At 65.2% G+C, this 24,131-nt stretch carries 27 protein-coding genes; 8 read left to right on the top strand and 19 right to left on the bottom strand.

The genetic code is table 11. The features are described 5' to 3' along the window. Positions 1 to 111: 111 nt before the first annotated feature. From D8Y22_RS16245 to D8Y22_RS16215, 7 genes are all read left to right on the top strand, one after another. The gene (locus tag D8Y22_RS16245) at positions 112 to 423 is read left to right on the top strand and encodes a hypothetical protein (RefSeq protein ID WP_141465733.1); all 312 of its coding nucleotides are present in this window, start codon (positions 112 to 114) and stop codon (positions 421 to 423) included. Positions 424 to 479: 56 nt separating this feature from the next. Then, entirely contained in the window at positions 480 to 1,613 is a 1,134-nt protein-coding gene (locus tag D8Y22_RS16240; RefSeq protein ID WP_141465732.1) for a serine hydrolase domain-containing protein, read from the top strand. Between the two features lie 23 nt (positions 1,614 to 1,636). Then, complete coding sequence (locus D8Y22_RS16235; RefSeq protein ID WP_141465731.1) at positions 1,637 to 2,014, top strand: hypothetical protein; 378 nt, start codon at positions 1,637 to 1,639, stop codon at positions 2,012 to 2,014. Positions 2,015 to 2,078: 64 nt separating this feature from the next. Further along, positions 2,079 to 2,513, top strand: a complete 435-nt coding sequence (locus D8Y22_RS16230; protein ID WP_141465730.1) for a universal stress protein — start codon at positions 2,079 to 2,081, stop codon at positions 2,511 to 2,513. Positions 2,514 to 2,620: 107 nt separating this feature from the next. Beyond that, entirely contained in the window at positions 2,621 to 3,550 is a 930-nt protein-coding gene (gene ddh / locus D8Y22_RS16225) for a D-2-hydroxyacid dehydrogenase (protein ID WP_141465784.1), read from the top strand. Beyond that, complete coding sequence (locus D8Y22_RS16220) at positions 3,551 to 4,078, top strand: GNAT family N-acetyltransferase (protein ID WP_141465729.1); 528 nt, start codon at positions 3,551 to 3,553, stop codon at positions 4,076 to 4,078. Positions 4,079 to 4,103: 25 nt separating this feature from the next. Then, on the top strand, positions 4,104 to 4,580 hold the full coding sequence (locus D8Y22_RS16215) for an NUDIX hydrolase (RefSeq protein ID WP_141465728.1): 477 nt from the start codon (positions 4,104 to 4,106) through the stop codon (positions 4,578 to 4,580). A 19-nt stretch (positions 4,581 to 4,599) separates the two neighbouring features. Here the strand turns inward: D8Y22_RS16215 and D8Y22_RS16210 are convergent, their stop codons facing one another. From D8Y22_RS16210 to D8Y22_RS16150, 13 genes are all read right to left on the bottom strand, one after another. After that, positions 4,600 to 5,382, bottom strand: coding sequence for an MBL fold metallo-hydrolase (locus D8Y22_RS16210; RefSeq protein ID WP_141465727.1), 783 nt, complete (start codon positions 5,380 to 5,382; stop codon positions 4,600 to 4,602). Positions 5,383 to 5,471: 89 nt separating this feature from the next. After that, positions 5,472 to 5,927: a DUF7529 family protein gene (locus tag D8Y22_RS16205; protein ID WP_141465726.1), complete on the bottom strand. Its 456-nt coding sequence runs from the start codon at positions 5,925 to 5,927 to the stop codon at positions 5,472 to 5,474. An 82-nt stretch (positions 5,928 to 6,009) separates the two neighbouring features. Next, complete coding sequence (locus D8Y22_RS16200; RefSeq protein ID WP_141465725.1) at positions 6,010 to 6,426, bottom strand: DUF7555 family protein; 417 nt, start codon at positions 6,424 to 6,426, stop codon at positions 6,010 to 6,012. A gap of 2 nt (positions 6,427 to 6,428) precedes the next feature. Beyond that, positions 6,429 to 7,781, bottom strand: coding sequence for an ABC transporter ATP-binding protein (locus D8Y22_RS16195; protein ID WP_141465724.1), 1,353 nt, complete (start codon positions 7,779 to 7,781; stop codon positions 6,429 to 6,431). Beyond that, positions 7,778 to 9,052: an ABC transporter ATP-binding protein gene (locus tag D8Y22_RS16190; RefSeq protein WP_141465723.1), complete on the bottom strand. Its 1,275-nt coding sequence runs from the start codon at positions 9,050 to 9,052 to the stop codon at positions 7,778 to 7,780. The genes D8Y22_RS16195 and D8Y22_RS16190 overlap by 4 nt, the downstream gene beginning before the upstream one ends. Continuing rightward, positions 9,049 to 10,578 (bottom strand): ABC transporter permease, encoded by a 1,530-nt coding sequence (locus D8Y22_RS16185; RefSeq protein ID WP_141465722.1) that lies wholly within the window; start codon positions 10,576 to 10,578, stop codon positions 9,049 to 9,051. The genes D8Y22_RS16190 and D8Y22_RS16185 overlap by 4 nt, the downstream gene beginning before the upstream one ends. Continuing rightward, positions 10,575 to 11,603, bottom strand: coding sequence for an ABC transporter permease (locus tag D8Y22_RS16180; RefSeq protein ID WP_141465721.1), 1,029 nt, complete (start codon positions 11,601 to 11,603; stop codon positions 10,575 to 10,577). The genes D8Y22_RS16185 and D8Y22_RS16180 overlap by 4 nt, the downstream gene beginning before the upstream one ends. A 239-nt stretch (positions 11,604 to 11,842) precedes the next feature. After that, complete coding sequence (locus tag D8Y22_RS16175) at positions 11,843 to 13,642, bottom strand: ABC transporter substrate-binding protein (protein WP_141465720.1); 1,800 nt, start codon at positions 13,640 to 13,642, stop codon at positions 11,843 to 11,845. Between the two features lie 235 nt (positions 13,643 to 13,877). After that, on the bottom strand, positions 13,878 to 14,495 hold the full coding sequence (gene engB / locus D8Y22_RS16170; protein WP_141465719.1) for a GTP-binding protein EngB: 618 nt from the start codon (positions 14,493 to 14,495) through the stop codon (positions 13,878 to 13,880). 129 nt (positions 14,496 to 14,624) lie between these two features. Continuing rightward, positions 14,625 to 15,095: a DUF5799 family protein gene (locus D8Y22_RS16165; RefSeq protein WP_141465718.1), complete on the bottom strand. Its 471-nt coding sequence runs from the start codon at positions 15,093 to 15,095 to the stop codon at positions 14,625 to 14,627. Positions 15,096 to 15,195: 100 nt separating this feature from the next. Next, a complete protein-coding gene (locus D8Y22_RS16160; protein WP_141465717.1) occupies positions 15,196 to 15,696 on the bottom strand; it encodes a gamma carbonic anhydrase family protein in 501 nt (166 codons plus the stop codon). Between the two features lie 324 nt (positions 15,697 to 16,020). Then, positions 16,021 to 17,019, bottom strand: coding sequence for a potassium channel family protein (locus tag D8Y22_RS16155; RefSeq protein WP_141465716.1), 999 nt, complete (start codon positions 17,017 to 17,019; stop codon positions 16,021 to 16,023). Between the two features lie 148 nt (positions 17,020 to 17,167). Then, the gene (locus D8Y22_RS16150; protein ID WP_004267580.1) at positions 17,168 to 17,728 is read right to left on the bottom strand and encodes a TATA-box-binding protein; all 561 of its coding nucleotides are present in this window, start codon (positions 17,726 to 17,728) and stop codon (positions 17,168 to 17,170) included. Between the two features lie 236 nt (positions 17,729 to 17,964). On the opposite strand from D8Y22_RS16150, the gene D8Y22_RS16145 reads away from it, so the two are divergent. Then, positions 17,965 to 19,047 carry a methyltransferase domain-containing protein gene (locus D8Y22_RS16145; protein ID WP_141465715.1) on the top strand — a complete coding sequence of 361 codons (1,083 nt, stop codon included), beginning with the start codon at positions 17,965 to 17,967 and terminating at the stop codon, positions 19,045 to 19,047. A 241-nt stretch (positions 19,048 to 19,288) separates the two neighbouring features. Here D8Y22_RS16145 and D8Y22_RS16140 read toward each other — a convergent pair whose 3' ends face one another. From D8Y22_RS16140 to D8Y22_RS16115, 6 genes are all read right to left on the bottom strand, one after another. Continuing rightward, the gene (locus tag D8Y22_RS16140) at positions 19,289 to 19,729 is read right to left on the bottom strand and encodes an acyl-CoA thioesterase (RefSeq protein ID WP_141465714.1); all 441 of its coding nucleotides are present in this window, start codon (positions 19,727 to 19,729) and stop codon (positions 19,289 to 19,291) included. A 71-nt stretch (positions 19,730 to 19,800) separates the two neighbouring features. Beyond that, on the bottom strand, positions 19,801 to 20,025 hold the full coding sequence (locus D8Y22_RS16135; protein ID WP_141465713.1) for a hypothetical protein: 225 nt from the start codon (positions 20,023 to 20,025) through the stop codon (positions 19,801 to 19,803). A 167-nt stretch (positions 20,026 to 20,192) separates the two neighbouring features. Beyond that, positions 20,193 to 20,903 carry a bacteriorhodopsin gene (locus D8Y22_RS16130; protein ID WP_141465712.1) on the bottom strand — a complete coding sequence of 237 codons (711 nt, stop codon included), beginning with the start codon at positions 20,901 to 20,903 and terminating at the stop codon, positions 20,193 to 20,195. Then, positions 20,900 to 22,567, bottom strand: coding sequence for a methyl-accepting chemotaxis protein (locus D8Y22_RS16125; protein WP_141465711.1), 1,668 nt, complete (start codon positions 22,565 to 22,567; stop codon positions 20,900 to 20,902). The genes D8Y22_RS16130 and D8Y22_RS16125 overlap by 4 nt, the downstream gene beginning before the upstream one ends. A 106-nt stretch (positions 22,568 to 22,673) precedes the next feature. Continuing rightward, the gene (locus tag D8Y22_RS16120; RefSeq protein ID WP_141465710.1) at positions 22,674 to 23,099 is read right to left on the bottom strand and encodes a hypothetical protein; all 426 of its coding nucleotides are present in this window, start codon (positions 23,097 to 23,099) and stop codon (positions 22,674 to 22,676) included. 5 nt (positions 23,100 to 23,104) lie between these two features. Beyond that, positions 23,105 to 24,109: an AAA family ATPase gene (locus D8Y22_RS16115; protein WP_141465709.1), complete on the bottom strand. Its 1,005-nt coding sequence runs from the start codon at positions 24,107 to 24,109 to the stop codon at positions 23,105 to 23,107. Positions 24,110 to 24,131: the final 22 nt, after the last annotated feature.

Raw genomic sequence — 24,131 nt, 5'->3', positions numbered from 1 at the left:
CCCGGATGGCGGTCGCGCCGGTACATGGCCACAGCAATCCGTCTGACGACTGTCGATCGAACCCCGAACCGAGATAGGTGTCTTTTCCGCTCGAGTTGCAAATCCCGTGGTATGGCCACCCATGGCTTTCAGCGTGGTGACCGATCGTCCCGTCCCGACTCGATTCCGCTCGAGTTGTCGTCGCTGCCACAGTTGAGTTGGGAACTCGGGTCCCGGATCGTCGACGATGCGACGCGACACAGCGAGTGGGTTCAAACGGGGAACACGTGGGGGCTGTCGATCTTTCGGGCAACGAGCAACACGCTCGTACTCCGGATTCGCACTCCCGTCGGCCGGGAGAAGTTCTACGGCGCCGCCAGCGTGGATCTCGACGCGACGCTGTCGACACTCGAGGCGGCATCGAACTGGACTCGGCGCGTCTAGTGGCGGTCCAAATCTCGAGGGGAACAGTTACAAGCCCGCTACTGGTCTGCTATGACATGTCACATCTCACCGATGCGGATCGCGAGCGGATCGCGGCGCTGTTCGACCGACAACTCGACGTGGGGCTCCACCACGGCGCGCAACTGGCCGTTTACGTCGACGGCGAGGCCGCCCTCGAGCTCGCGGGTGGCGTCACCGGCCCCGACGGCGACGAGACGACGGCCGATCGGCGCCACGTCCTCTTCTCGAGTACGAAACCCTACGCGGCGGTCACGCTGCACAGCTGCGTCGACGACGGCCTCCTCGAATACGACGACCGCGTGGTCGAACACTGGCCCGAGTTCGCCGACGAGGGGACCGCGAAAGCCGATATCACCGTTCGTCAGGTGCTCAGCCACACTGCAGGCCTCACGCAGGGCGAGATCGACGAACGGCCCGATCTGTGGGGCGACTGGGACGCCTGCATCGAGGCCCTCGAGGCGATGGAGCCCGTGTACGAGCCGGGCGAGCGGGCGGCCTACCATCCGCTGACCTTCGGCTGGCTGGTCGGCGAACTCGTCCGCCGGGTCACGGGGACGCCGATCGAGACGGCCGTCGCCGAGCGCGTCTTCGACCCCCTCGAGATGGGAGACACCGGCATCGGCCTGCGCGAGGACGAGGACGACGACGTCGCCACGCTCACCGCCTTCGAGACGTTCGACCGCTGTCGCGACCCCGGTGAGGGGCTGGGCGATCACACGCAGGTCGCCGCGCCGTTCAACACCGAGGCCGTCCACCGCGCGGTCATTCCCGCCGCGAGCGGTCTGGGGACCGCCCGCGATATGGCACGGTTCTACGCCTGTCTGGCCAACGGCGGCGAACTCGAGGGAACGCGGGTTCTTTCGCCCGAGACCGTCGAGGCGATGACGACCGTCCAGGCCGAGACCGACGCCGACGGCACGCTCGGTCGGCCGGGACGGTTCGCGCTCGGCTTTTGGAAGGGCGGAACGAGCGCCGATCCCTACGGCTCGCTGACGCCCGAGTACGTCTTCGGCCACGCGGGGTTGGGCAGCAGCGTCGGCTGGGCCGATCCCGAGGCGAATGTCGGGTTTTCCTACATCACCAACGGCGTCCGCGACGGCTCCTACGAGCACGTCGCCCGCGTACGTTCGCTCGCCGACGCCGTTCGCGTGGCACTGCAGGATCGATAAGGGTACACGGACCCAGGTTTCTCGTGAGCGCGACCGCAACGGCCGCTCTCGTAGGCTGTCTCGAGGGTGGTTCGCTCCCCGAAGTCGACCGCTCGCCGGACGATTTCGAGGATGCCTCCGAATCGCGAATCGAAGCCTGCGAGGACCGTTACGTCGACGAATACGTCGGTCCCGAAGAGGGCTCGGCCGGTCCGATCGAGATCGAAGTCGGCACGGTCGAGGAACACGACGACGAGACGGTCCGCGCGACGATCGACTCGCTGATCGAGGTATCGGGCTCGAGCGCTGATTCCCGTATACCGATGTCTCGAGCGTCTGCAGTTCGGGACACGCGTCATCGAGGCGACACGGCGCTCGGTTCTCACGTTCCAGCTTTCGATCTCGGCTCTCTGACGCGTTGAAATACTTCTATTACCGGCAACACACGGGTCCGCTACTATATACGACTACGTCAACTTCCCACACATGTTCGAGCATATTCTCATTCCGACGGATGGAAGCGAGACGGCGAGCAATGCCGCGGAAACCGGAATCGAGTTGGCCGCCGAGCAGGGCGCGACCGTCCACGGACTCTACGTCGTCAAACCGATCCACGGCGACGAGGGCGGTGCCGAAGATGCACTTGAGGCGCTGGAGGCGGCTGGAGAGCGGACGCTCGCGACACTCGCTGAACAGGCCGAAAACAGGGGCCTCGCGACGACGACCGACGTGACGACGGGTACTCCTCACAGGGAAATCCTCGAGTACATCGAGACCAACGAGATCGACCTCGTGGTGATGGGGACCCACGGCCGAACCGGTATCGGCCGATATCTTCTCGGTAGCGTCACCGAAAAAGTGGTCCGACTCGCAGACATCCCCGTTCTCACGATTCGCCCGCCCCGAAACGCGAACAGGTAATACTGCCGGACGAAACAATGCGTACGCCGATCGCACTTAGGACGCTCTCGGGCGTCGAGAACGCCGGTTGCCAAACGTTGAACCACCTCACCTGCGTAGTGACCGCCATGACCGTCGACCTCGAGCGAATCGGCGTCCACGAATCGGTCGAACGGGTGTTCCCGCCCGACGAACTGCGATCGTATCTGCAGGATCTCCCACCTGCGGTCGACATCGTCGACGACGCGGCGGCCGCCGACTGCGACGCCGTCGTCACCATCGCCTACCGCGAGCAGTTCCTCGCGTGTGACTGGATCCACTCGATACAGGCCGGCGTCGACCGGTTTCCGTTCGGCGACCTCGAGGACCACGGCGTCGTCCTGACCAACAGCACGGGTATCCACGATCGAACGATCGGCGAGACCGTCGCGGGCTACCTGCTTGCCTTCGCCCGGCGACTCCACCGCCACGTCGCGAACCAGCAGGAGCGCTCGTGGAACCGGCCGGCCTGGGACGAAGCGTTCACGTTGCCGGGGACGACCGCCTGCGTCGTCGGGACGGGCACCCTTGGGAAAGGCGTCGCGAACGTCGTTGGCTCGCTCGGCGTCGATATCGTCGGCGTCCGCCGGTCGGCCGATCCCGTCCCCGGCTTCGACGAGATATATGCGACCGAGGACCTGCTCGAGGCCGTCGCGGACGCCGATTTCGTGATCGTCACGGTACCGCTGACCGACGACACGCATCACCTCGTCGACGAGACGATCCTCGAGACGATGCGCGAGGACGCCTATCTCGTCAACGTCGCTCGCGGGGCCGTCGTCGACCAGTCGGCGCTGATCGACGCCATAGAGCACAACGTGGTCGCCGGCGCGGCGCTGGACGTCTTCGAAACCGAACCGCTCCCCGAGGAGTCACCGCTGTGGGGGATGGACGAAGTGATCGTCACGCCTCACTGCGGCGCCTTCACGCGGGACTACTTCCGCGACGCCGGCGACATCGTCCGCGAGAACGTCGAGCGCCTCGAGTCCGACGAGGCGGTTCACAACCGCGTGGTCTGAGTGTCACGACCGGTTCGGACGCGAGCGGCGACCCCCGACGATGCCCGCGCGATCGCCGACGTGCAGGCGGCTGCGATCCGCGCGCTCGGAACCGAGGCCTACGACGAGGAGCAGGTCGCGGCCTGGCTCGCGAACGTCCACCCGGCGCGCTATCCCATCGGCGAGACCGAGGCTGGAATCCGCGTGCTCGTCGCCGAACGAGACGCGGTGGTCGGCTTCGGCTGGCTCGAGTGCGAGCCGCCGGACCGAGATCACGCCACCGGCGAGATCGTCGCGGTCTACGTCCACCCCGAGCACACACGCGAAGGGATCGGCCGGCAACTCCTCCGAGCCCTCGAGGACCTCGCCCGGGAGGCTGGCTGCGAGCGACTCGTCCTGACGGCCTCGCGAAACGCGATCGCGTTCTACCGGCGGGCGGGCTACGAGGGCGTCGAGACCGTCGCCCTCGAGATGCAAGAGGGCGTGGCTCTCGAGTGTCTACGGATGCGAACGTCGCTCCGGCCGACCGAGTCGAACCGACAGGATTGAAGAGCGCACCCTTCCTCGCCCCGATATGGAAACGACCCGCCACTTTACGGCGACGGTCTACGTCGTCAACGACGGCGCGACCGCCCTCCACGAACACGAGCGCCTCGGAATTACGATTCCGCCCGGCGGCCACGTGGATCGTGACGAACTCCCTCACGAGGCCGGCCTTCGGGAGGTTCGCGAGGAGACCGGGCTCGAGCCCACGCTGCTCGACGAGACCGATCCGGTGGCCTCACCCGACGGGCGGGAACTCCCCGAACCGCGCCACCAGATGCTCTACGACGTCGACGTCCACGACGGCCGCGTCGCCCACCAGCACATCGATCACGTCTACTACGCTACCGTCTCGAGTCGGGCCATCGACCCCGCAGACGGCGAATCCGGGTCGGACGCCTGGGCGTGGTACACAGAGGGAGACCTCCTCGAGAGTGGCCTCCCCGAAGATGTCGTCGAACTCGGGATCGAAGCGATTCGGGCTGCCGAGACGACACCGGTGAACTGACTCCGTGCCGAAAAGCCCGTTACAGCGACAGCGTGTCGAACCGGTCGGGAATCACGATGCGACCGTCGAATTCGGCGCTGGCCTCGCGTCGTAACCGGTCGGGGCGCTCGTAGCGGTCTGCGATGTGGACGAGCCACAGTTCGCTCGCTCCCGTCGCCTCGGCGAACGCGCCCGCCTCACGAGCGGTCCCGTGGCCGAGGTCGGCCGCGAGAGCCGCCTGCTCGTCGGCGTACATCGCTTCGTGAACGACGACATCACAGCTCCCGACACGCTCTCGAAGCGCGGGCGTCGCCGTCGTATCGGCGGTGTAGACAACCCGTCGCTCGCCCTCGAAGCAGAGCCCCTGGGTCGGAACGGGGTGTTCGGCCGGGAGGACCGTCGCGGTGATGTCGCCGATCGAAAAGCTATCGCCGGCCTCCGTCCCGCGCAGTTCGTCCTCGTCGGCGAGCAGTTCGTCGAGTCCGGGCGTCACGATACCGACCAACGCCCGTAGATCCTCGAGCGTCGCCTCGTTGCCCCGTACCGTCAGCGGCGCCGCCGGTGGCGTTGCGCGAATCGCGCCGATTCGGGCGAAAAACCGGCCGAGCAACACGTTTGGGACGCCGAGGAGGTGATCGGCGTGAGAGTGCGTACAGAAGAGATCGGTCACGTCGCCCGGCGAGTAGCCCAGTTCCTCAAGCGTCGCGGGCGTCCCCGTCCCGGCGTCGACCAACAGGCAGTCCTCGCCCGCGCGAACGAGGAGGTGGACCGTCTCGCCGACGCGCGGGTACGCCGCCGTCCCGAGCAGCCGAATCGTTGCCATAGCCCCCCTTTCTGATGGGAACGGTTCGGTGTTGTGGATTTCGTCGCGTCGGCATTCGAGTCGTTATCCTGGCGTCGGTACGCGAGTCGTCATTCGGGGTCGAACAGTCCCGGGTCGTCGTGCTCGAAGACGGCAGCGCGCGTTCCGTCGAGGCGCTGGACGTGGGTGTAGATCCGTCCCTCCTCGGCGGCGGCTGCGAAGCAGTCGCCGGCCGTGGCGTACTCGAAGGCACCGGCGAGCAACACCGCCACGCGAGCGTCGGGGTCTCTGACCACCGTGACGGCGTACTCGACTCCACCTGCGACGGCGACGTACGCTTCCGAACTCGTGAAGTCGTTCGGCGGAACGAGCGACTCGAGTCGGTCGGCGTCGTCGCCTTCCACGACGTGGACGATGCCGAATCGGTCGTCCGGCCCGACGGCGGGACTGACCGGAGTGGTGTCGCCAGCAACGATCGTGACCGTCTCCCAGCCGTCCGCGGCGAGTTCCCCGGCCATCGAGTGCATATCCTCGAGCGTCGCTTCCCAGGGGGTTTCCTCGGCCATCGTTACGTGTTCGTTCCGGGCCCGGACGGTAAACGTACCGACTCGGATCCGGGCCTTGGGCCCCGTGGCCGGAGCGCCCGTCTCAGACGCCGACGCCGAAGACGGCTTCCAGTCCGTAGGAAACTACCAGCAGCGCCAGCCCCACAACCGCGATCTTCGCGGCGTCGGGCAGGCGTTCTCCCGGCGGGACGATCCAGCCGTCGGGAAGGCACGCTTCGAGAAGGGAGCGAAGTCGGGAGCGGCGAGTCGGATCGACCGATCTGGACGGCGACGAGGGGTGGCCCGCACTCGCGTCGCTGCCATCTCGCACCTCGAGGCCGGTCCTGTACTGTAGCGTTCCGACGCCGGCCAGCAGCAATCCGACCGCGAACAGGACGTGTTTGACCGTGACGAGGCCGTAGCCGAGCCCGAACGCGCCGGCGGTGACGGCGACGACGACGAGCGCCGCGAGAGTTACGGCGGCGAGGACGAGATCGAGAACGACGAGTGTCCGTACCATCGCTACCGGCCGAACCGTCCGCGATCGACCGCGGTCGATTCGTCGTCGCCCTCGCGGTGACGATGACAGCGGCTCGTCCGGCCGGTGGCGTCAACGGCGTGGTCGTCCGGGAAGACAGCGTCACAGTCGCTGCCGAATCGTTCCCGGAGGTACTCGAGTGCGGCCGGTTCGCCACCCTCGGCGAGTCGGCGCTCCGTCTCGTCGAGTTCGGTCGCGACCGACTCGGGGACGGACACGTCCTCGAACACCGAGTCCCGAATTGTCGCGAAATCGGCCGTCGGATCCTCGAGACCGACTCGCCGACGGATTTGTGTCGGAAGGTTGTCGGCCCGTTTCGAGCGTTCTCGCAGGATGTCCTGGAGGACGTCGAGGGCGTGCCAGAGATCCTCTGAGAGCTCGTCCCACTTGTCCGGCCGCACTTTCATCGGACACCGGGTCGAGAGCGGACAGCCGGCGGGTGGATCGCGCGGACTCGGCGGCGAGCCTCGAAGCGGGATCCGGTTCCGGTCGACGGTCGGATCTGGCGACGGGATCGCCGACAGTAGCGTCCGCGTGTACGGATTCGCCGGCTCGGTAAACACCTGCTCGGCCTCGCCGATCTCCATGATATTGCCGAGGTACATGACCGCGATCCGATCGCAGGCGTGACGAACCACGGAGAGATCGTGGGCGATCAGGAGGTACGTCAATCCCAGCTCGGCCTGTAACTCCTCGAGGAGGTTGAGGATCTTCGCCTGCACCGAGACGTCGAGCGCGCTGGTTGGTTCGTCGAGGACGACGAAGTCTGGGTTCAAAGCGAGCGCCCGCGCGATCCCGATTCGCTGGCGCTGGCCGCCGGAGAACTGGTGAGGGTATCGGTAGTAGTGTTCGGGCTGGAGTCCGACGAGATCGAGCAACTCGCGGACTCGAGCGCGTCGTTGTCGCGGCGTCTTCCAGTCGTAGGAGTCCAGCGGCTCGCGAACGATCTTACCGACCGTGAGCCGGTCGTTCATGCTCGAGTCCGGATCCTGAAAGACGATCTGGGCGTTCTTTCGCCACGCCGTCAGCTCCTCGCCCGACAGCGTCGTGATGTCCGTCCCGTCGAAGGCGACGCTGCCACCCGTCGGCCGCTCGAGGCGAACGAGCGTGCGCCCGAGGGTGGTCTTTCCGCAACCGCTCTCGCCGACCAGCCCGAGCGTCTCGCCGCGTTCAATCTCGAAGCTGACGCCGTCGACGGCTTTGACGGGGTTCGACGAGCGGATGCCGCCGGTATCGTAGTAGGTCTGTAGGTTCTCGACCGAGACGAGCGGCTCGGATTCCGGATCGGTCGCGACCGATTCGTCCGCATCGACTCGTGGATCTGTCTGGAAACTCATTCGTCGATCACCTCGTTGGTCGCATCGTCACGCGTGTCCGCGGATGCATCATCGCCGGTCGCCTTGCCCGCGCCGCGGCTGGTCGTTGCGTCTGCGCCGCGGCTGGTCGTCTCGTCCGTGCCGCCGTCGGTCCTCGCACCCTCGAGATCGGTCGCGTCGATGCTGTCGCCGTCTCGGTGACCCTCGAGTCGCCACTCTCGAGAGCGATCCTCGGGATAGAGGAGACAGGAGACGGTGTGGCCGTCGATGGCGCCGTCGTCGGCGCCGTCTGTGCCCGCCGAATCGGCGTCGGCGTCGTCGACCGCGACGGCCGAGGGGTGGACCCTGTCGCAGCCGTCGATCGCCTTCGGACACCGCGGTGCGAACCGACAGGAGGCGGCGGGTTCGGTCGCCGTCGGCACGTCGCCCTCGATCGTGTGCAGGCGCGCGGCCTCGGGGTTGCGTCCCGGAATGCTTTCGAGCAGCCCCCGGGTGTAGGGGTGTTTCGGCTTGGCGAACAGCCGTTCGACCGGCGCGCGCTCGATGATCTCGCCGGCGTACATCACGCCGACGCGGTCCGCGATCTCCGCGATCACACCCATGTCGTGGGTGATGAAGATCATCCCCAGATCGCGCTCGCGCTGGACGTCCTGGAGCAACTCGAGGATCTGTGCCTGCGTCGTCACGTCGAGTGCCGTCGTCGGTTCGTCACAGATGAGCACCTCGGGATCACAGGCAAGCGCCATCGCGATCAACGCTCGCTGGCGCATCCCGCCGGAGAACTCGTGAGGATACTCCCCGAGGCGGCGTCGCGCGTCGGGGATGTTGACCGACTCGAGCAGCGAGGCGGCTTCGTCGGTGGCCTCGCTGCCGGAGAGTCCCTGGTGTAACTCGAGGGCTTCCTCGATCTGGTTGCCGACGGTGTAGACCGGGTTGAGACTCGTCATCGGGTCCTGGAAGATCATCGCGATGTCACCGCCGCGATAGGCCCGGAGTTCGTCCTCGGACTTGCCGACGAGGTCCTCGCCGCGGTAGCGAATACTGCCGTCGACGATTCGTCCGGGCGACTTGACGAGCCCCATGATCGAACGGGCGGTGACGCTTTTGCCCGAGCCGGATTCGCCGACGATGCCGAGCGTTTCGCCTTCGCGAACGTCGAAGTCGATGCCGTCGACCGCGTGGATTTCCTCTTTGTCCGTCGAGAAGACCGTCCGGAGGCCCTCGACGGCGAGTAGCGGGTCGGCGTTGGCGCTCGACTCTGTCGGACCGTCCGAATCGGCGTCCAAGGTCATGCGCCGGTCCCCCCGGCGGCGGCCTCCTCAGAGTCCCCGCCAACGTCGCTCTGTGGATCGATCGCGTCCCGAATGCCGTCCCCGAGCGCGTTGAACGCCGTTACGACGAGGACGATGAACAGTCCGGGAAGCAGCGAGATGTGCCAGGACGCCGTGGTGACGTAGTCCTGGCCGGCGTCGATCGCTCGGCCCCACTCGGGCGTCGGCGAGTCGACGCCGAGCCCCAGAAACGAGAGGCCGGCGACGCCGACGATGATGCCGCCGAGCGTCATCGAGGCGTAGATCAGCAGGTAGCCGAGGATGTACGGCAACATGTGTCTGCGCATCGTCGTCGTCGGCGCCTGATCGTAACTCCTAGCAGCGTCGATCCACTCCTTTTCGGCGACCTGCAACGCGGGGCCACGAATCGCCCGCCAGAGCGCCGGCCAGCCGGTCACCCCGAAGATCAACGCGAGGACGACCGCACCGCTGTAGAGCCCGCCGATCCACGTGTCCGCGAGTATCACCGAGAGTAACACGAGCAGTAACAGCCGGGGCATCGCCTGGACAGAGTCGCTCATGACCACGAACGAGAGGTCGAGTTTCCCCTTGTAGTAGGCCCCAAACAGTGCGAACCCCGCGGCCGCGACGCCGCTGATCGTCAGGCTCAACAACCCGATCAACAGCGATACTCGCGCCCCGAAGACGATGAACGTGAACAGATCCTGCCCGGAGGGCATGGTTCCGAGCGGGTGGAACCGGTCGTAGTCGTCGTAGCTCATCGGTCCGACGTTTCGCGCGTCCTGTCCGCGGGATTGGGAGTTGCGGTTCGCGTCGCCGACCGTCGTCTCGACGACCTCGCCCGCATCATGGTCGTAGTACTCGATCGTGTGCGAGTAGGGATCCTCGATGTTCTGGGCGACCGGTGCGGTCGCCAGTGCAGGCGCAAAGATCGCCATCACCAGGAAGGCGAGCACGATCACGATACCGAACTGCCCCCACCGGTGGGTCCGCAGTCGGTCGACGACATCGTCGCGAGGGGTCCAGTCGGCGTAGCGATAGTGCCGCCGAAAGAGGACGTACGCGTACCAGATCCACGCCAGCGCCGCGAAGGCGTAGGCGTAGACGAGGACGACGCGGATCCCCCACGCGATCGCCGGCGAGAGGCCGAGGAAGGTTCCGTGCCACCCCTCACCGGGAACGTAGTACCCCTCGTTGGGAATCAGTTCGGGAGAGAGCAGCGTCGGGAGGTCAGCGAACCACTGGCCCACTGCGGCAAGTATTCCCGTTCCGGGAATCGACGGCAGTGCACCGAGTGCGACTCCCCACGGCATCGCGTTGACGATCACGTCGGCGATCGCACCGAACTGGACGGCCACGAGCAGTGCGAATCCGGCTCCCCACACCGCCGCCGGCCGCGGGTTCGCTGCGATCCGTTCGCGAAGCGGCCTGTCCTCGAACGAATCGGTGTCGCCGTCGGTCGAGCGTCCATCGGCGTTGCCGCCGGCCGAGCCTCCGTCGCCGTCGTCCGCGTCTCCACCGATCATGCGCTTCCCTCCTCGAGTCCCACGCGGGGATCGATGATGGTGTACAGGATGTCTTGGATGATGTTCACGCCCACGAGCACGAGGATGAATACGTACATGAGTGATGCGACGAGCGGCAGATCGCCGTTGATGACGGCCTGGAAGAAGAGGTAGCCCAGCCCGTTGATGCCGAAGACGACTTCGACCAGTACCGCACCGCCGATGAGGAGAAACGCCTCGCTCGTGATGACCGGTACCAGCGGGATCAACGCGTTCCGGAAGACGTGTTTCCAGACGATCTTTGTGGTCGAGAGCCCTTTCGCCTTCGCGGTCTCGACGTAATTCGAGTTGATCGTCTCGAGGACGGCGGTCCGGCCAATTCGCATCTCGTTGCCCATCGACGCCGAGCCGAGAACGAGTGCAGCGGGCAGAACGCGCTTGAACTCCCGGACGAAGCCCTCACTCGTCGTGATATCGCTAAACTGGTAGGCGCCGGTGACCTCGCTGTCGACCACGAAGCCGCTCCAGTCGAAGCCGAAGAAATACTGTTGTGACTGGGCAAACAGCGCGAGCAGGATGATCGCGAGCCAGAAGTTCGGCATCGCACGCCAGACGATCCCGCCGAAGGAGACGAGGTAGTCGGCCCGCGTGTTCGGATTGAGTCCGGCGTAGAATCCCAGCGGGATCCCGACGAAGACGGCGATCAGAATCGACCAGAACCCGAGCCAGAGGGTTCGTGGAGCGTACGTCAGTATCAGATCGTACGTGTTCGTCCCGGGACTCAGGACCCACGACTGGCCGAGGTCGAACAGCAACAGATCGGTCATGAACTCGACGTACTGGTCCCACAGCGGTTGGGTGAGCCCGAGCTGTTCGCGGGTGCGTTCGTACTGTGCCTGGGCGGATGGCGTGTCCGGCGAGCCGACGATCGCCGCCGCTGGATCGATCGGCCCCATCCGGATGATCAGAAACGTCAACGACGTGCCAAAGAGCACGACGGGGATCGCGAGCAACAGTCGGCGAGCCAGATAGCCGAGTCGGCTCATCGGTGCCATCCGCCTCCTAGGAGATGTCTACAAACCGGTCTACGCCAGTCGACGGCCGCCACGATCAGCGACGCTCCTCGAGCGCCTCGACAGAGTCGGTCTCGAGTGCCGGATTCGCCTCGAGTGCTCGGCCGATCGAGTGCCGGTGGCGGGGTGTTCGATGGGTGTAGCGGACGCGTATACTCCATTTTGGTAGTGAGTCGTCGGGTCGGGCAGCGCAGTGTCGGTCGGCGTAGCGGTTACGGCTGGTCGTCGATCGAGACCGTATTGTACTGTTGGTACTCCATGGCGCCGTGCATGTCGATGTCGACCCAGTCGTAGACGAACCGGTGAACACGCTCGTGGAGCAAGGGAAGCTGGGCAACCATCTCCAGATTTGCCGTCTCGATCCGCTCGAACGCCTCGTTTCGGGCCTGTTCCTCCGCATCACTCGGGCCGCGATTGTCGAGGTACTGTTCCCACGCGTCGGCGGCCTCGTCGGCGTATTCCGAGTCGACGCCGGCCGAAATGCGGGTGAACTGCGGCATCTCCGGCGTCGGGTGCAGAAACCGGTGGAACACGTCCGGACCGGGGTAATCCATCCGATCCCAGAGCGTGAACGCGTCCATCGTCCCCTCGATGGCCTGGTTGATGATCGTCGATTGGGGTGCCTCCTGAACGTCGATATCGATGTGCGCTGCGCGCGCTTGCGAGGCCAGTAGTTCGCCGAAGTCCTGCCAGATGCTATCGGGGTAGACGGTCAGCGACAGCTCGTACATGTCGTCCTCGCCGTATCCCGCATCTTCCATGAGTTCGCGAGCTTCGTCGATCTGACTCTCGGCGTAGCCGTACGGGTAGTCCGATTCGGCCATCTCCCAGTAGTTGTCCTCGCCACCGGGGAACGCCGACGGCGGCACGATGTGGTAGCCGGGGTCGTACATGTCGTTGAACTCGTTCGCGGCGAGTTCGTGTTGATCGATGACGTGGCCGATCGCCCGACGAACGGCGAGTTCGTCGACGTTCGCGGTGTTGAAGACGATGTAGTACGAGACGAGCACCTCGGAGGACTGGTACTGGACCATCTCGTCGTTGTCGAGCGGTCCGTAGGTGCCGAACTCACGGCCCTGCTCGTCGGTTTCCTCGATCTCGAGGAGGTCGGGGTCGAACTGGGACGGTTCCATCGTGAACACGTCGAGGTTCCGGTTCAGGGCGCGGTTCAGTCGCGCATTCGAGTCGTCCATGATCGACCAGTGGACGCCGTCGATATCGGCGACTTCGCCGTGGTATTCGTCGAACCGTTCGATCGAGAGGTGACTCCCGTCTTCCCACTCTTCGAGCTGGAACGGGCCGGACCCGATCGGATTCTCGGTGCCGAACTCCGACTGGGACATCTCGCCGTCGTAGCCCTCGATATCGCCGACGACGCCCGCTGGATAGACGGCGAAGGAGATGTTCGCGAGCTGATCGAGGGTCAGGTAAAACGGTTGGGCGAGTTCGACGCGGACGGTGTAGTCGTCGACCGCTTCGACCGCCAGCGAGTCCGGAACGAGCTCCCCGTCGTCGTCGCGTTCGTGGGCGATCTCGAACGTGTCCAACAGGTCGTCGGCGTTTCGCGTCTCCGGCGACTCGGCCATCCGTCGCCAGGCGTAGACGACGTCGTCGGCGGTCATCTCGCGACCGTCGTGGTACTGGACGCCTTCCTTGAGGTCGAACTCGTAGATGCGGCCGTCGTCTTCGGTCCGCCAATCCTCGGCGAGGTTGCCCTCGGCCGGAAGCTGACCGTTCCTGTGGTCGGTCAGTCGTTCGTAGATATTGTACTCGCCGACGCTGTCGAGTTGGATGATCACCGGATCCAGCGAACTGACCGAGTCGACGGCCATCCGAAGGTAGTCGCCATCGACATCGGTGTCCTCGTCCGCACCGTTGCCGGCGTCGATCTCCTCACCGTCACTACAGCCGGCGAGCGCGGTTGCAGCCCCAGCCCCACCTGCGGCGAGAAACGACCGGCGCGAAAGGTTGTCGGTCACAGTACTGTCGTCGGCCCCCACTGAACGGGTCATATGGTCATTGAGTAGACTCGCTAAATAACGGAAAAACCTTTCGTGATTGTGGTATATATGTCTACTGTGGATATAGTACGGTTCAGTTCGTCACTGATACGGATTGTTGTAGCGTTTTACCGGTGATCACCGGTAAAGAACTACAACGGTCCGTATGAGACGCTGCCGGATTGATGCATTTGATAATCGCCAATAGTTTCGGTCCAGGGAAGGATACGGGTGACCACCGTCCGAGTCAGAAGAACTTGAACAGATCGTCCCGGTTCTGCTCGTGAAGGTGCTCGCGAACGGCCTCGTTCAGCGGCTCGATCTGGCCGCGTTTGGCGGTGATCGGCGCGATCGTCTCTTGCCACTGTTTCCAGGGCGGATAGAGGCCGAGGCGATCACAGAGCTCGTTCAGACGCTCGTCTCTGTCCTCGACTTTGTCCATCTTGTTGACCGCGACGACGACCGGTATCTCGAGGTCTCGCAGAAAGTGAAACATCTCGACATCGTAGGGGATTTCATCGGGCCCGGAGTGGCGGTCAATGATATCAATGACGCTCTTGCCGTCGACGACCAGAACGCCGACGCAGACGTTGTCGGCGTACTCCTCGAGATACTGCACGATGTTCGTCTTGATCTCCTCGCGGTAGTCCTCGTCGACGCCGCTCATGAAGCCAAAGCCCGGGAGATCGGTGATAACGAAGTCCTCGGCGGCCCAGTCGTAGTGGTTTGGCTCGCGCGTGACCCCCGGCTTGCCGCCGGTGTCGAAGCTGTGGCCGGTGATCTCGCGCATGAGCGTCGATTTCCCCACGTTAGAGCGACCGACGAGGGCCACCTCGGCCTCCCGGTCGGGACGCATCTCGAACATACCCGGGATAGGGTGGTCTCGAGGTTATACCTGACGTATACGATCGACGCGACGCTGGTGGGCGTCGGCGCCACGCATTCGAATCCGGTATCGTGTCCCCATCTCGCGAACGAGCGAGAGGGAAGCCGCTCATGCGGCGCCGTCCGTGGCAGCCGCCTCTCGAACCTCGTCCCAGCGTCCCTGCGATTCGAGGTGGTTCTGGAGTGCTTCGGCGTACTCCTGGGTGAGTCGTTCAGCGGCGTCGCGTTTCTCGTCGTTCGACCCGTTCTCGCCGCCACCGAGACCGAGCGCGCCCTTGATCGAGTCGAGGAACCCGCCCGAGGCGTTACTCGAACCGCCCCCACCGCCAGCGCCGCCCATGGCGCCCATCCCCTGGCCGACGTTCTCGAGTTCGGGGATGATCTGGTCGACGTTGTCGGTGTTGGCGACGATCCGGGCCTGCTCGGGGTCGGCGGGCTGTTCGATTTCGAACTCCGTCGCCGTCATGATGAGACTCCACTGCTGGTTCGAAAACTCCGAGGACTGCACTCGGGAAGAAAACTCCTGATCGACGGTCATTCGATCACCGACGATCCGATCGGTCCACGACGAGTCGCTCATGGCCATCGATTAGAGCGGTGTGTGTATCAGCGTTTCCCCTCGGGGACGGGACGTAACTCGGCCGAATCGGTGTTCCGTTACGTCGACGGAGTCAGTTCCGTCACTCGAGTCGCTCGGAGGCCTCGTCGTGGCGACTCGAGAGCTCGACGTATCGGTCGGCCGTCGCCTGGAGGTGGGGGCTGTCGATCTCGGTCTTTGGTTCGGCAGGCGATCCCACGACGAGCGTCGAGGGCGGAACGTCGGTCCCCTCGGTGACGACGCTGCCGGCCCCGACGACGGCCCCCTCGCCGATCTCGGCACCGTCCAGGACGACGGCGTTCATCCCGATCAACGCGTTCTCGGCGACGGTCGCGTCGTGGACGATGGCGCTGTGGCCGACCGTCGAATAGGGCTCGAGTTCAGCGTCCTCGTGGAGGACGGCGTTGTCCTGGACGTTAGCCCCCTCTCCGATGACGATCGTCCCGTGATCGCCACGTAACGTCGTGTTCGGCCAGACGCTGGCGTCTTCCTCGACGATCACGTCGCCGATGACGACCGCCGCCTCGTCGACGTAGGCCGAGTCGGCGACCTGCGGTTCGGTCCCTTCGAACGAGCGAAGCATACACCACGGTGGGTCGAGCACCGCCTTGAACGTACCTATCCCAACAACTGCACCCCTGACTCCCAACACATGTTGGCAGCACGGTTACTTGTCACGGGATCGGAAGACGAACTGCAGCGGGCACACGGCTCACCCCGGCGTCAGTCCGCTGTTGTGCACCCCACCGCTGTCGTGTCTCTCCCCACACCCACGTTCGCTCGGCCCCACATCGGGCCACCCCCTTTTCGAGTGCCGATACAGGGCACGTATCCGTTCGTACGTACCGATGTACCCGCGCAAGCTCCGGGTCGCAGTTGCGCCGGAAAGGACGGACCGTAACCCGTCTCACTCCTCGACTGGCGGCCACTCCCAGGCATCGGCCTCGACGACACCGAGTAGCTTTCGACGGCGATCGACGAGCGCTGTAAGGGCCGACGCGAACTCCTCGTCCGATACCGTCGGTACGCCGTCCTCGCGAATGCGCTCGAGATCGGGCTCCGGCGGCGCTTTCTCGGCCGGCTCGATGAAGGCCGTATCCAACGTCTCGAGGTAGCTGTCGACGCTCGAGCGGGCGTCCGTGACCAGCGGGGGGTTCGGTTCGGCGTCGTCGGCGACTCCGTGGCGATAGCACGACAGCGCCTCGTCGAGAATCGCGACGGCGACGGCGGACGCGCGGTCGGCACTCTCGCTGTGATAGTAGTGGAGAATCGGATACGATTTGTGCTGGTCCGCAAGCAAGGAGAGATCGGCGGCCATCGACTCGAGTGGCAGTCCGATCCCGTCAAAATCCTCGTCGTGCCAGCTCGCCCGGACGAACGCTTCGGGGCGCTCGCCGAGGCCGGTGACGTCGCTTGCGAACGATCGTTTCTCGGAGACGGCCCCGAGCACCGAAAGGACGTACGACACCGCGAGCGTGACAAAGGCCATGCCCGTTGCGGTCGTGAACGAACTGGCGATCTCCCAGGTCCCGGTCGTCGGCGTGTAGTCGCCGTTACCGTTCGTAAACATCGTGTAGGCGACGTAGTAGACGTGTCCCGTCCAGTCAGCCGGATCGCCGGTGTGCGTGCTGACGAGCGCGGGAGAACCTCCGGCAAACAGCAGCGTCCAGCCGAGCCAGAGCAGGCCGATCCACATTGCCAGCGTCAGTACCAGAATGATCGGTCCGGCGAGACTGAGCGCCCGGTTTCGATCCGTCGCGATCCGTCGAAGCCCGCGCCAGACAGCCGTCGACAGGCGCCCCGAGAGCGGTCCCGAGCCGCCGTCGACCCAAAGGGTCGTCCAAAGAATGTCGACGATGACCGCGAGCAAGAGAACGATACCGACGCCGAGCAACAGCGGTTGCATTTTGCCAGGCTACGTCCCCCAACCCCGTCAACGACCGCCCGGCACATCGGTATCTGCTCGTACCAGCACGGATCATCGCGACGCACGCGGCGGCGACGGCGACGTAGCGAGACGCGACCAGCCGATCGAACGATCCGGCGACGACGCGTTACTCGAGCAGGCCGAGATCCTCGAGTCGCGAGACGATCTTGTCGACGGCGTGTTCGGCGTCTTCCGGTTTCTTCCCGCCGGTGATGACGAGCTTCCCGGAGCCGAACAACAGGGCCACCACTTCGGGGTCGTCGAGTCGGTAAACCAGCCCGGGGAACTGCTCGGGTTCGTACTCGATGTTCTCGAGGCCGAGGCCGATCGCGATCGCGTTCAGGTTGAGGTTGCGGCCGAGATCGGCCGAGGTGACGATATTCTGGACGACGATCTCGGGGTCCTCGTTGACCTGAATCTGGAGTTCACGGAGCTTGTCGAAGACGATGCGCAGGCTCTCGTGGACGTCGTCCGTGCTTTTCGCGCCCGTACAGACGATCTTCCCCGAGCGGAAGATCAGGGCGGCGGACTTGGGATTCTGTGTTCGGTAGACGAGACCGGGAAACTGCTCGGGGTCGTAGTCGGCCCCCTCGAGGTCCATCGCGACGCTCTGGAGGTCGAGTTCCTGTCCGATGCCGGTCGACGCCACCACGTTTTCGATATTGATGGTGTCCTTCGGATCCGTCATAAGTCGCTTTAAAAAACGTATTTAAGGCTTATAAAGGTTAGTACCGCCACCTGATATATCCGGTATATTTCCCAACGCGGCGACGCTCGTGGGTCTCGGACGGTTTCCTGTAGTCAGTTCCGGCCCAATCGCGACTCAGGTGGCGATTGGGCCGGTAGATCGGGACAGTACTCCGTATCAGTACTCGGGAGCGCCGAAGCGACACGCTGATATCCGAACCGGAGCGAACATCGGCCGTGTATCTGCTCGAGTTAGGCGGCGAGGACGACGCCTTCGCCGCCCGCGAAGCGGCGAGTGCGGCGACCGGCGTCGACCTCGTCGGGCCATCGGTCGCCCTCGCCGACGCCATCGTCCCCGAGCGCGTCCGCGGGCTGGCTTATACCCACCGCGCGAGCGATCTCCTCGGCCGGACCGACGCCGATCTCACGAGCGCTCGCACCCTGCTCGAGGCCGCCACCCTCGAGCGCGAGGGCTCGATCGCGGTGCGGGCGACGGATGTCCACGGGGAAAGCGGCGTCGACACCGAACGCGCCGAGCGCGAACTCGGCCAGGTGCTCGTCGACCGCGGCTTTTCCGTCGACCTCGAGGATCCCGACCACGTCCTGCGGGCGGTCTTTTCGGCCGGCCGACTCGAGGCGGACGCCCTCGATGGGGACCTGTTCGAGCGTGAGGACCGCCGCGACGGGAGAGCCGAGGGCAACGCCGTCTCGATCTGTGCCCTGGGCTGGCTCGCGGCCGCAAGCGTCCGTGATTTCGGCGCTCGAGCGCCGACGGACAAGCCCTTCTTCCAGCCGGGCAGTATGGATCCGCTGCTCGCTCGCGCCGTCGCGAACATCGCGGGCGCGAAAGCGGGCGCGACCGTGTTGGATCCGATGTGTGGCACCGGCGGCGTCCTCGTCGAGGCCGGCCTCCTCGGCGCCGACGTGATCGGCACCGACGCCCAGGCGAAGATGGCGGCGGGTGCTCGGACGAATCTCGAGCACTTCCTCGAGCGCGACGAACCCTCCCCCACAGGTGTTTCCCGCGGCGACTGGCACGTCGGCCGCGGGGACGCGACGCGGCTCCCCCTCCCGGACGATTCGGCCGACGCGGTCGTCTTCGACGCCCCCTACGGTCGTCAGTCGAAGGTCGAAACCCACCGGCTCGAGGATCTCGTTTCGGGCGCGCTCGCGCAAGCCCGACGGGTCGGCTCGCGGGCCGTCGTCGTCGCGGATCGGTCGTGGGCGAGCGAAGCTCGCGAGGCCGGGTGGGAACTCGAGGCCGCCTTCGAACGGCGGGTTCATCGCTCACTGACGCGGTACGTGCTGGTGCTGGAATGAGGAGACGCCCGACCGAATCGTCCCCGATCTTATGGTGAACGATGCCGTCCTTTCTCGACAGGCGATTCGGTAACCGAACCCCAGAACAATTCGACCGACACGTATGGTTCCGTCCAACTCGACGGTCGCCGTCGGGTGACAATTCCGGCGGCACTGCGCGACGAACTTGACCGCAAGACCGGAGCCGAATTCCAAATCGTCCGCGACGCAGGCGAAACGACGTTCGGGAGTCGGAAGACGGTTAGTACTGGTCGCTCTCGAGTGCTCGCTCGCGCAACCGTTCGCCCTCGTCGCTCTCGACGGTGAGATCGGGAACGGGCTGTGGGCCGCCGTCGGCGTCGATCGCGACGAAGGTGAACGACGATTCGGTCGTCTTCTCCGTCTCGCCGCTGCGTGGTTCTTCGCGCCAGGCCCGGAGCGCGACGTGGACGCTCGTGTGGCCGACGTCGTAGACGTACGCTTCCACGAGGGCCGTATCCCCGATTCCGATCGGGCGCTCGAAATCGAGATCGTTGACACGAGCGGTGACGCAGGTGTCGCCTGCAAAGCGCATGGCCGACATCGCGCCGACCTCGTCGAGCCACTTCATGAGGTTCCCCCCGTGGAGCGTGTCGTTGTTGTTGGCGTGGTTCGGCTGGACGCGAAAGCGATTCTCGATGTGAGTCTCGACGACGGTCGGCATAGCTGGCCGATTCGATCGCCCGCGAGAAAACTGTCCGTGGTCCCGAGCGGCGGCGGTCGTCGGAACAGTAGTCACCGTGATCGGCGCACGTCGACGGTCGATGGAGACGCCGTCACGGTTCCTCGCCAGCGTGCAGCCGGTCTCGACCCGTCCTGGGCCTGCAGCGCTCGAGCGCCCGCGCCGAAGCCGAACATCGCGGCGCCCAGCGAGATCGCCCAGCCCAGCGGTGCGGCGTAGTTGCCGGTGGGTAAGAGGACCGGCAAGATCGGCACCGAGAGGAAAATGGCGGTACCCACCCCAAGCCACAGTGGCCCCGAACCGCTGGACCGAGTACGCGAAACAGGACGAGGCCGACGACCGCAGCGACCGTCGAGAGCCGATCGGCGACGGGACCGAGTGACGCACGCCTTGGGCAAACTACCTGGCTGTCGCGGCTGTATCGAAACAGACGACGACGCTCGTATCAGGCCGGCTGCTTGGCACCTGCGTCGATGCCGGCCGTCTCGTACTCCGCTTCGATGACCGTGCTCGCATTGAGCGCGATCAGACCGAAGCCGACCTTCGTGAGGAGATCGAGATAGGTAATCAGCATGACGTCGACGCCGGGCGTCAGCAGCGCCAGTCCCGGCGGCCCGAGCAGCCAGATGATCGGGTAAACCGACCAGAGGATGATCGTGAGGTTTCGCAGGCTGTTGAACAACGATTCCGTCCCATCGTCGCGTTCGGCCGCACGCGCCGTCATCGGACCCAGGACCAGGTAGACGAGGACGACGTATGCGATTCCGCCGACGGCAAACAGCGCGTACCGTTCGACCCCCGAGAGGATGGCCGCGACGAATCCGGCCACCATGACGACGGTATTGACACCGACGACCTGCAGCAGGGTCTCGCGCTCGACGCCCGCGAGCCACCCCAGAAACGCCAGCAACAGCGGCGTGGTCAGAATCCAGTCGACGTACCGCGGCGCGAAGACCACCCGTTCGTCGACCGTGATCCACCCTACCTCGAGCGCCATCAACGCGTACGCCACGGCCGCGATCAGGCTGATCGCCGAAAGCGTCGCGTAGTAGCGCCGGTCGTCGTCGCCCGCTGAGAGCCACCGCCGGAGAAACGCCGCGGTGCCGACGAGCATCCCAACCGCGCCGATCGTAAACCAGGTCGTGATCTCGATCATACCGCATCACCAGTGACGGTCCGTGCGGGTTGCTCGTCGGTCCGGCTTTGGGAGACCTCCGTATCCTGCAGGATGTCGAGCAGCGCGTCGGCCTGCTCGGCGAGGTCGTCGACCCGTTCGAAGACGTCCCGGACGGATTCGGACTGCGTTTGTGCGGCGTTCGCGACGCTTTCGGCTTCCGCGGCCGTCTCCTCTGACACCGCGGCCACGTCGTCGGTCATGTTTACGACCTGCTGTGCCGACCGCGCCTGCGTATCCGTCGACTCGTTGATCTCCTGAATGCCGGCGTTTGCCTCTTCGACGGCCTCGACGATCCGCTCGAGCGAGTTAGCGGTTTCCTCGACGGTCTCGACACCGCTCGAAATCCGATCGCTCGTCTCCCGGATATCCTCGACGGTTTCCTGGGACTGATTCTGAATGCGCCCGATCAACGCGTCGATCTCGCCGGTCGCTTCTTTCGTCTCTTCAGCGAGGGATTTTACCTCGCTGGCGACGACGGCGAACCCGTCACCGTCGTCGTTCGCGTGAGCAGCCTCGATCGAAGCGTTCAGCGCGAGCAGATTCGTCTGTTCGGCGATGTCGGCGATTAGTTCGGTCACCTCGCCGATCGCCTGGGTTTCCTCGTAGAGGGCTTCGATCGCTTCGACTGCCTCTTCGGTCTGGGCTTCGACCTCGTTCATTTCGGTGATGGCCTTCTCGGCGGTTTCACGGCCCGTTTCGCCGGCAGTAGCGGCCTCTTGGGAGGTTTCGGCGACGCCGGCGGCGCTTGCGGCCATCTGTTCGGTCGTCGCCGAGATGTCGTCCATCTCGCGGGCGATTTCCTGAATGTTCTCCGTCTGGTTGTTCGCACCGCGAGAAATCTCCTGAATGGTCTGGGTGACGTCGTCACTTGCGTCCATCACGTGCTCGGCGTTCGTTCGCACCTGTTGGCTGCTTTCCGAGACGTTCTCGGCGAAGGCGTCGATCCGGCCGACGAGGTCCTCGATCCCGTCCATCATCTCGTTGAACGAGTCGGCGATCGCGACCATCGCGTCGTTCTCGCTGTGGGCCTCGAGCCGACGGGTAAAATCGCCGTCGGCGCAGGCGGCCATCACGTCGCTGAACCGCTCGGCCTCCCGCTCGAGGTCGTCGTTGATCTCCGCAAGGCGCTCGCGTTCGCGTTCGACCGCTTCGCGGGCCTCCTCGGCGCGCTGGCGCTCGCTTTCGGCTTCCTCGAGGGCGTCTTCGGCACGCGCCCGCTCTCGCTCGGCAGTCTCAATCGACTCACGCAGCGAGTCACGCATCTCGGCGAAGGAGTCGTACAGGTCGCCGATCTCGTCCTCGCGCCGACTCTCGAGGTCGACCTCGAGTTCTTCCTCGCTCATCCGACTGGCCTTGTTCGACAGCGAGGCAAGCGAGGCGGCGGTGTTGCCGCCGACGGTCGCTGCAACCAGTCCGAGATTGATTACGGTCAGTACGATCAGACCCAAAATTGCCGAGACGGCAACTGCCCCGACAGTCGCGTCCGCGCCGGCGTTCGCGTCGGCGATGGCAGCCGTGATCTCGAGGTAGACTGCCCCGCCGAACGCGACCGTCACCGCGATCACGAGGGCGAAGATCGTCCCCAGTTTCGCGGTGTAACTGCGCCGGACGCGGGTAGGGAGATGGAGTCGTGCCACGTTCATCTACTCTCGAGTGAGCATCCACGGATAGCTGTACTGGCCGCATTGTTTGGGTTCGTCGGCTGCGTTCCCGAGCGTCGAACGAGAGACGCGCTGTGGGAGATCGCGTTCAGGCCGGCTCGGCCCGCTGTTGGGCGCGGATCGCCCGAACGGTCGCGCCGAGGCCGAACATCGCACAGCCAAGCGACACTGCCCAGCCGCGTTCCGCGGTGTAGCTGCCGGTAAGCAACAGGACGACGAGGATCGGCACCGAGAGGGCAACGGCGGTGACGACGCCGAGCCACAGCGGCGGGCGAACCTGCGGGCCGACTACCCGGTACGACGCGAGGCCGACCAGCGTTCCGACGGCGAGACACGCCAGAAACACCGTCGGGAGGCCGATGTCGGCAAGCGGCGGCGCGTCGTTGGTCGCAAGCACCAGAAAACCGACGACGGCGACGACCGTCGATAGCCGATCGACGACGGGGCCGCGACTCGAGGCAACCGACTCGCCGTCGCGATCGGGCTCGTCCGATTCGACGTTCGATCCACTCATGCGTTTCAGGCGTCGCGGCCGAGTTCCGCAAGTAGATGCGAGACGTGAATGCGGTCGCTGGACCCCTCGTGCATCTCGAACTCGACATCCGCGGCGAGTCGGTGAGTGCGTGCCAGTTTCTCGCCCTGATAGCGTTTCCGGGCGATCTCGAGGATGCTCTCGAGGACTTCCTGCCCGTCGAGTCCCTCGTCGACGAGCAGGTCGTCTAAGGCCTTTCGAGCGTCGGTAAACTCGCCGGCCTCGGCGTCTGCGAGCATCGACTCGATGTCGTCCTCGAGACCGACCTCGCCGATGGTTTCGTAGGCCCCGGTCATCGTCAACTCGCCGGCGTCCTCGACGGTGGTCTGGGCCGCCAGGATCGCCTGCCGGAGGTTGCCGTCGGCGTAGCCGGCGACGAACTCGAGGCCGTCGGCGTCGTACTCGACGCCCTCGCGCTCGACGATTCGCTCGAGGACGGTGACGGTCTCGGCGGTCGTCGGCGACCGGAACGAAACGGGGAAACACCGCGAGCGGATCGGCGGGATGAGCTTCGTCGGCTGGCGCGTCGCGACGATGAACTGGGTCGTCCGGTGGTGTTGTTCCATGATCCGTCGCAGCGCCTGCTGGAAGTCCTCGCGGACGTCTTCGGCGTTGTCCAGCAGGATTGTCTTGTACTCGCCGGAGACGGCGGCGTAGCTCGCCGATTCCTTGAGCACGCGGTTGATCATGTCGCGCTTGGACATCGACGATCGCCCGGTCAGAAACTGCGCGAATCGGGGATCGTTCTTGATCTCGGTCTTCGTCCGCCCGAAGAAGTCCGCGACGTTGATCTCGATCAGGTCGTTGTCCGGATCCGTGTGGGCCTCGCGAGCCAGCGCTCGCGCCGCAGCCGTCTTTCCGCTTCCCGGTGGCCCCTGGAGGAGGAGGTTGATCGGCTCGTCGACGGCCCGCTGGAGGTACTCGCGGGCGTCGTCCTGTGGTAACTCGGCCAACTCCGGGGCGTACGTGTCGGTCCACAGCGGCGCGTCCATCGCCTCCCAATAGGGACGGCCC

This window comes from Salinadaptatus halalkaliphilus, from assembly GCF_006543045.1.
Classification (GTDB): domain Archaea; phylum Halobacteriota; class Halobacteria; order Halobacteriales; family Natrialbaceae; genus Salinadaptatus; species Salinadaptatus halalkaliphilus.
The sequence above is the reverse complement of the archived record's forward strand: the minus strand, read 5'-3'. Positions and strand labels throughout refer to the sequence as shown.

Excerpts from the sequence above, each read along its gene's own strand:
- D8Y22_RS16245 (WP_141465733.1), top strand. The coding sequence starts at position 112 with ATGGCCACCCATGGCTTTCAGCGTGGTGACCGATCGTCCCGTCCCGAC.
- D8Y22_RS16240 (WP_141465732.1), top strand. The coding sequence starts at position 480 with ATGTCACATCTCACCGATGCGGATCGCGAGCGGATCGCGGCGCTGTTC.
- D8Y22_RS16230 (WP_141465730.1), top strand. The coding sequence starts at position 2,079 with ATGTTCGAGCATATTCTCATTCCGACGGATGGAAGCGAGACGGCGAGC.
- ddh (WP_141465784.1), top strand. The coding sequence starts at position 2,621 with ATGACCGTCGACCTCGAGCGAATCGGCGTCCACGAATCGGTCGAACGG.
- D8Y22_RS16215 (WP_141465728.1), top strand. The coding sequence starts at position 4,104 with ATGGAAACGACCCGCCACTTTACGGCGACGGTCTACGTCGTCAACGAC.
- D8Y22_RS16210 (WP_141465727.1), bottom strand. The coding sequence starts at position 5,382 with ATGGCAACGATTCGGCTGCTCGGGACGGCGGCGTACCCGCGCGTCGGC.
- D8Y22_RS16205 (WP_141465726.1), bottom strand. The coding sequence starts at position 5,927 with ATGGCCGAGGAAACCCCCTGGGAAGCGACGCTCGAGGATATGCACTCG.
- D8Y22_RS16200 (WP_141465725.1), bottom strand. The coding sequence starts at position 6,426 with ATGGTACGGACACTCGTCGTTCTCGATCTCGTCCTCGCCGCCGTAACT.
- D8Y22_RS16195 (WP_141465724.1), bottom strand. The coding sequence starts at position 7,781 with ATGAGTTTCCAGACAGATCCACGAGTCGATGCGGACGAATCGGTCGCG.
- D8Y22_RS16190 (WP_141465723.1), bottom strand. The coding sequence starts at position 9,052 with ATGACCTTGGACGCCGATTCGGACGGTCCGACAGAGTCGAGCGCCAAC.
- D8Y22_RS16185 (WP_141465722.1), bottom strand. The coding sequence starts at position 10,578 with ATGATCGGTGGAGACGCGGACGACGGCGACGGAGGCTCGGCCGGCGGC.
- D8Y22_RS16180 (WP_141465721.1), bottom strand. The coding sequence starts at position 11,603 with ATGAGCCGACTCGGCTATCTGGCTCGCCGACTGTTGCTCGCGATCCCC.
- D8Y22_RS16175 (WP_141465720.1), bottom strand. The coding sequence starts at position 13,642 with ATGACCCGTTCAGTGGGGGCCGACGACAGTACTGTGACCGACAACCTT.
- engB (WP_141465719.1), bottom strand. The coding sequence starts at position 14,495 with ATGTTCGAGATGCGTCCCGACCGGGAGGCCGAGGTGGCCCTCGTCGGT.
- D8Y22_RS16165 (WP_141465718.1), bottom strand. The coding sequence starts at position 15,095 with ATGAGCGACTCGTCGTGGACCGATCGGATCGTCGGTGATCGAATGACC.
- D8Y22_RS16160 (WP_141465717.1), bottom strand. The coding sequence starts at position 15,696 with ATGCTTCGCTCGTTCGAAGGGACCGAACCGCAGGTCGCCGACTCGGCC.
- D8Y22_RS16155 (WP_141465716.1), bottom strand. The coding sequence starts at position 17,019 with ATGCAACCGCTGTTGCTCGGCGTCGGTATCGTTCTCTTGCTCGCGGTC.
- D8Y22_RS16150 (WP_004267580.1), bottom strand. The coding sequence starts at position 17,728 with ATGACGGATCCGAAGGACACCATCAATATCGAAAACGTGGTGGCGTCG.
- D8Y22_RS16140 (WP_141465714.1), bottom strand. The coding sequence starts at position 19,729 with ATGCCGACCGTCGTCGAGACTCACATCGAGAATCGCTTTCGCGTCCAG.
- D8Y22_RS16130 (WP_141465712.1), bottom strand. The coding sequence starts at position 20,903 with ATGATCGAGATCACGACCTGGTTTACGATCGGCGCGGTTGGGATGCTC.
- D8Y22_RS16125 (WP_141465711.1), bottom strand. The coding sequence starts at position 22,567 with ATGAACGTGGCACGACTCCATCTCCCTACCCGCGTCCGGCGCAGTTAC.
- D8Y22_RS16120 (WP_141465710.1), bottom strand. The coding sequence starts at position 23,099 with ATGAGTGGATCGAACGTCGAATCGGACGAGCCCGATCGCGACGGCGAG.
- D8Y22_RS16115 (WP_141465709.1), bottom strand. The coding sequence starts at position 24,109 with ATGGACGCGCCGCTGTGGACCGACACGTACGCCCCGGAGTTGGCCGAG.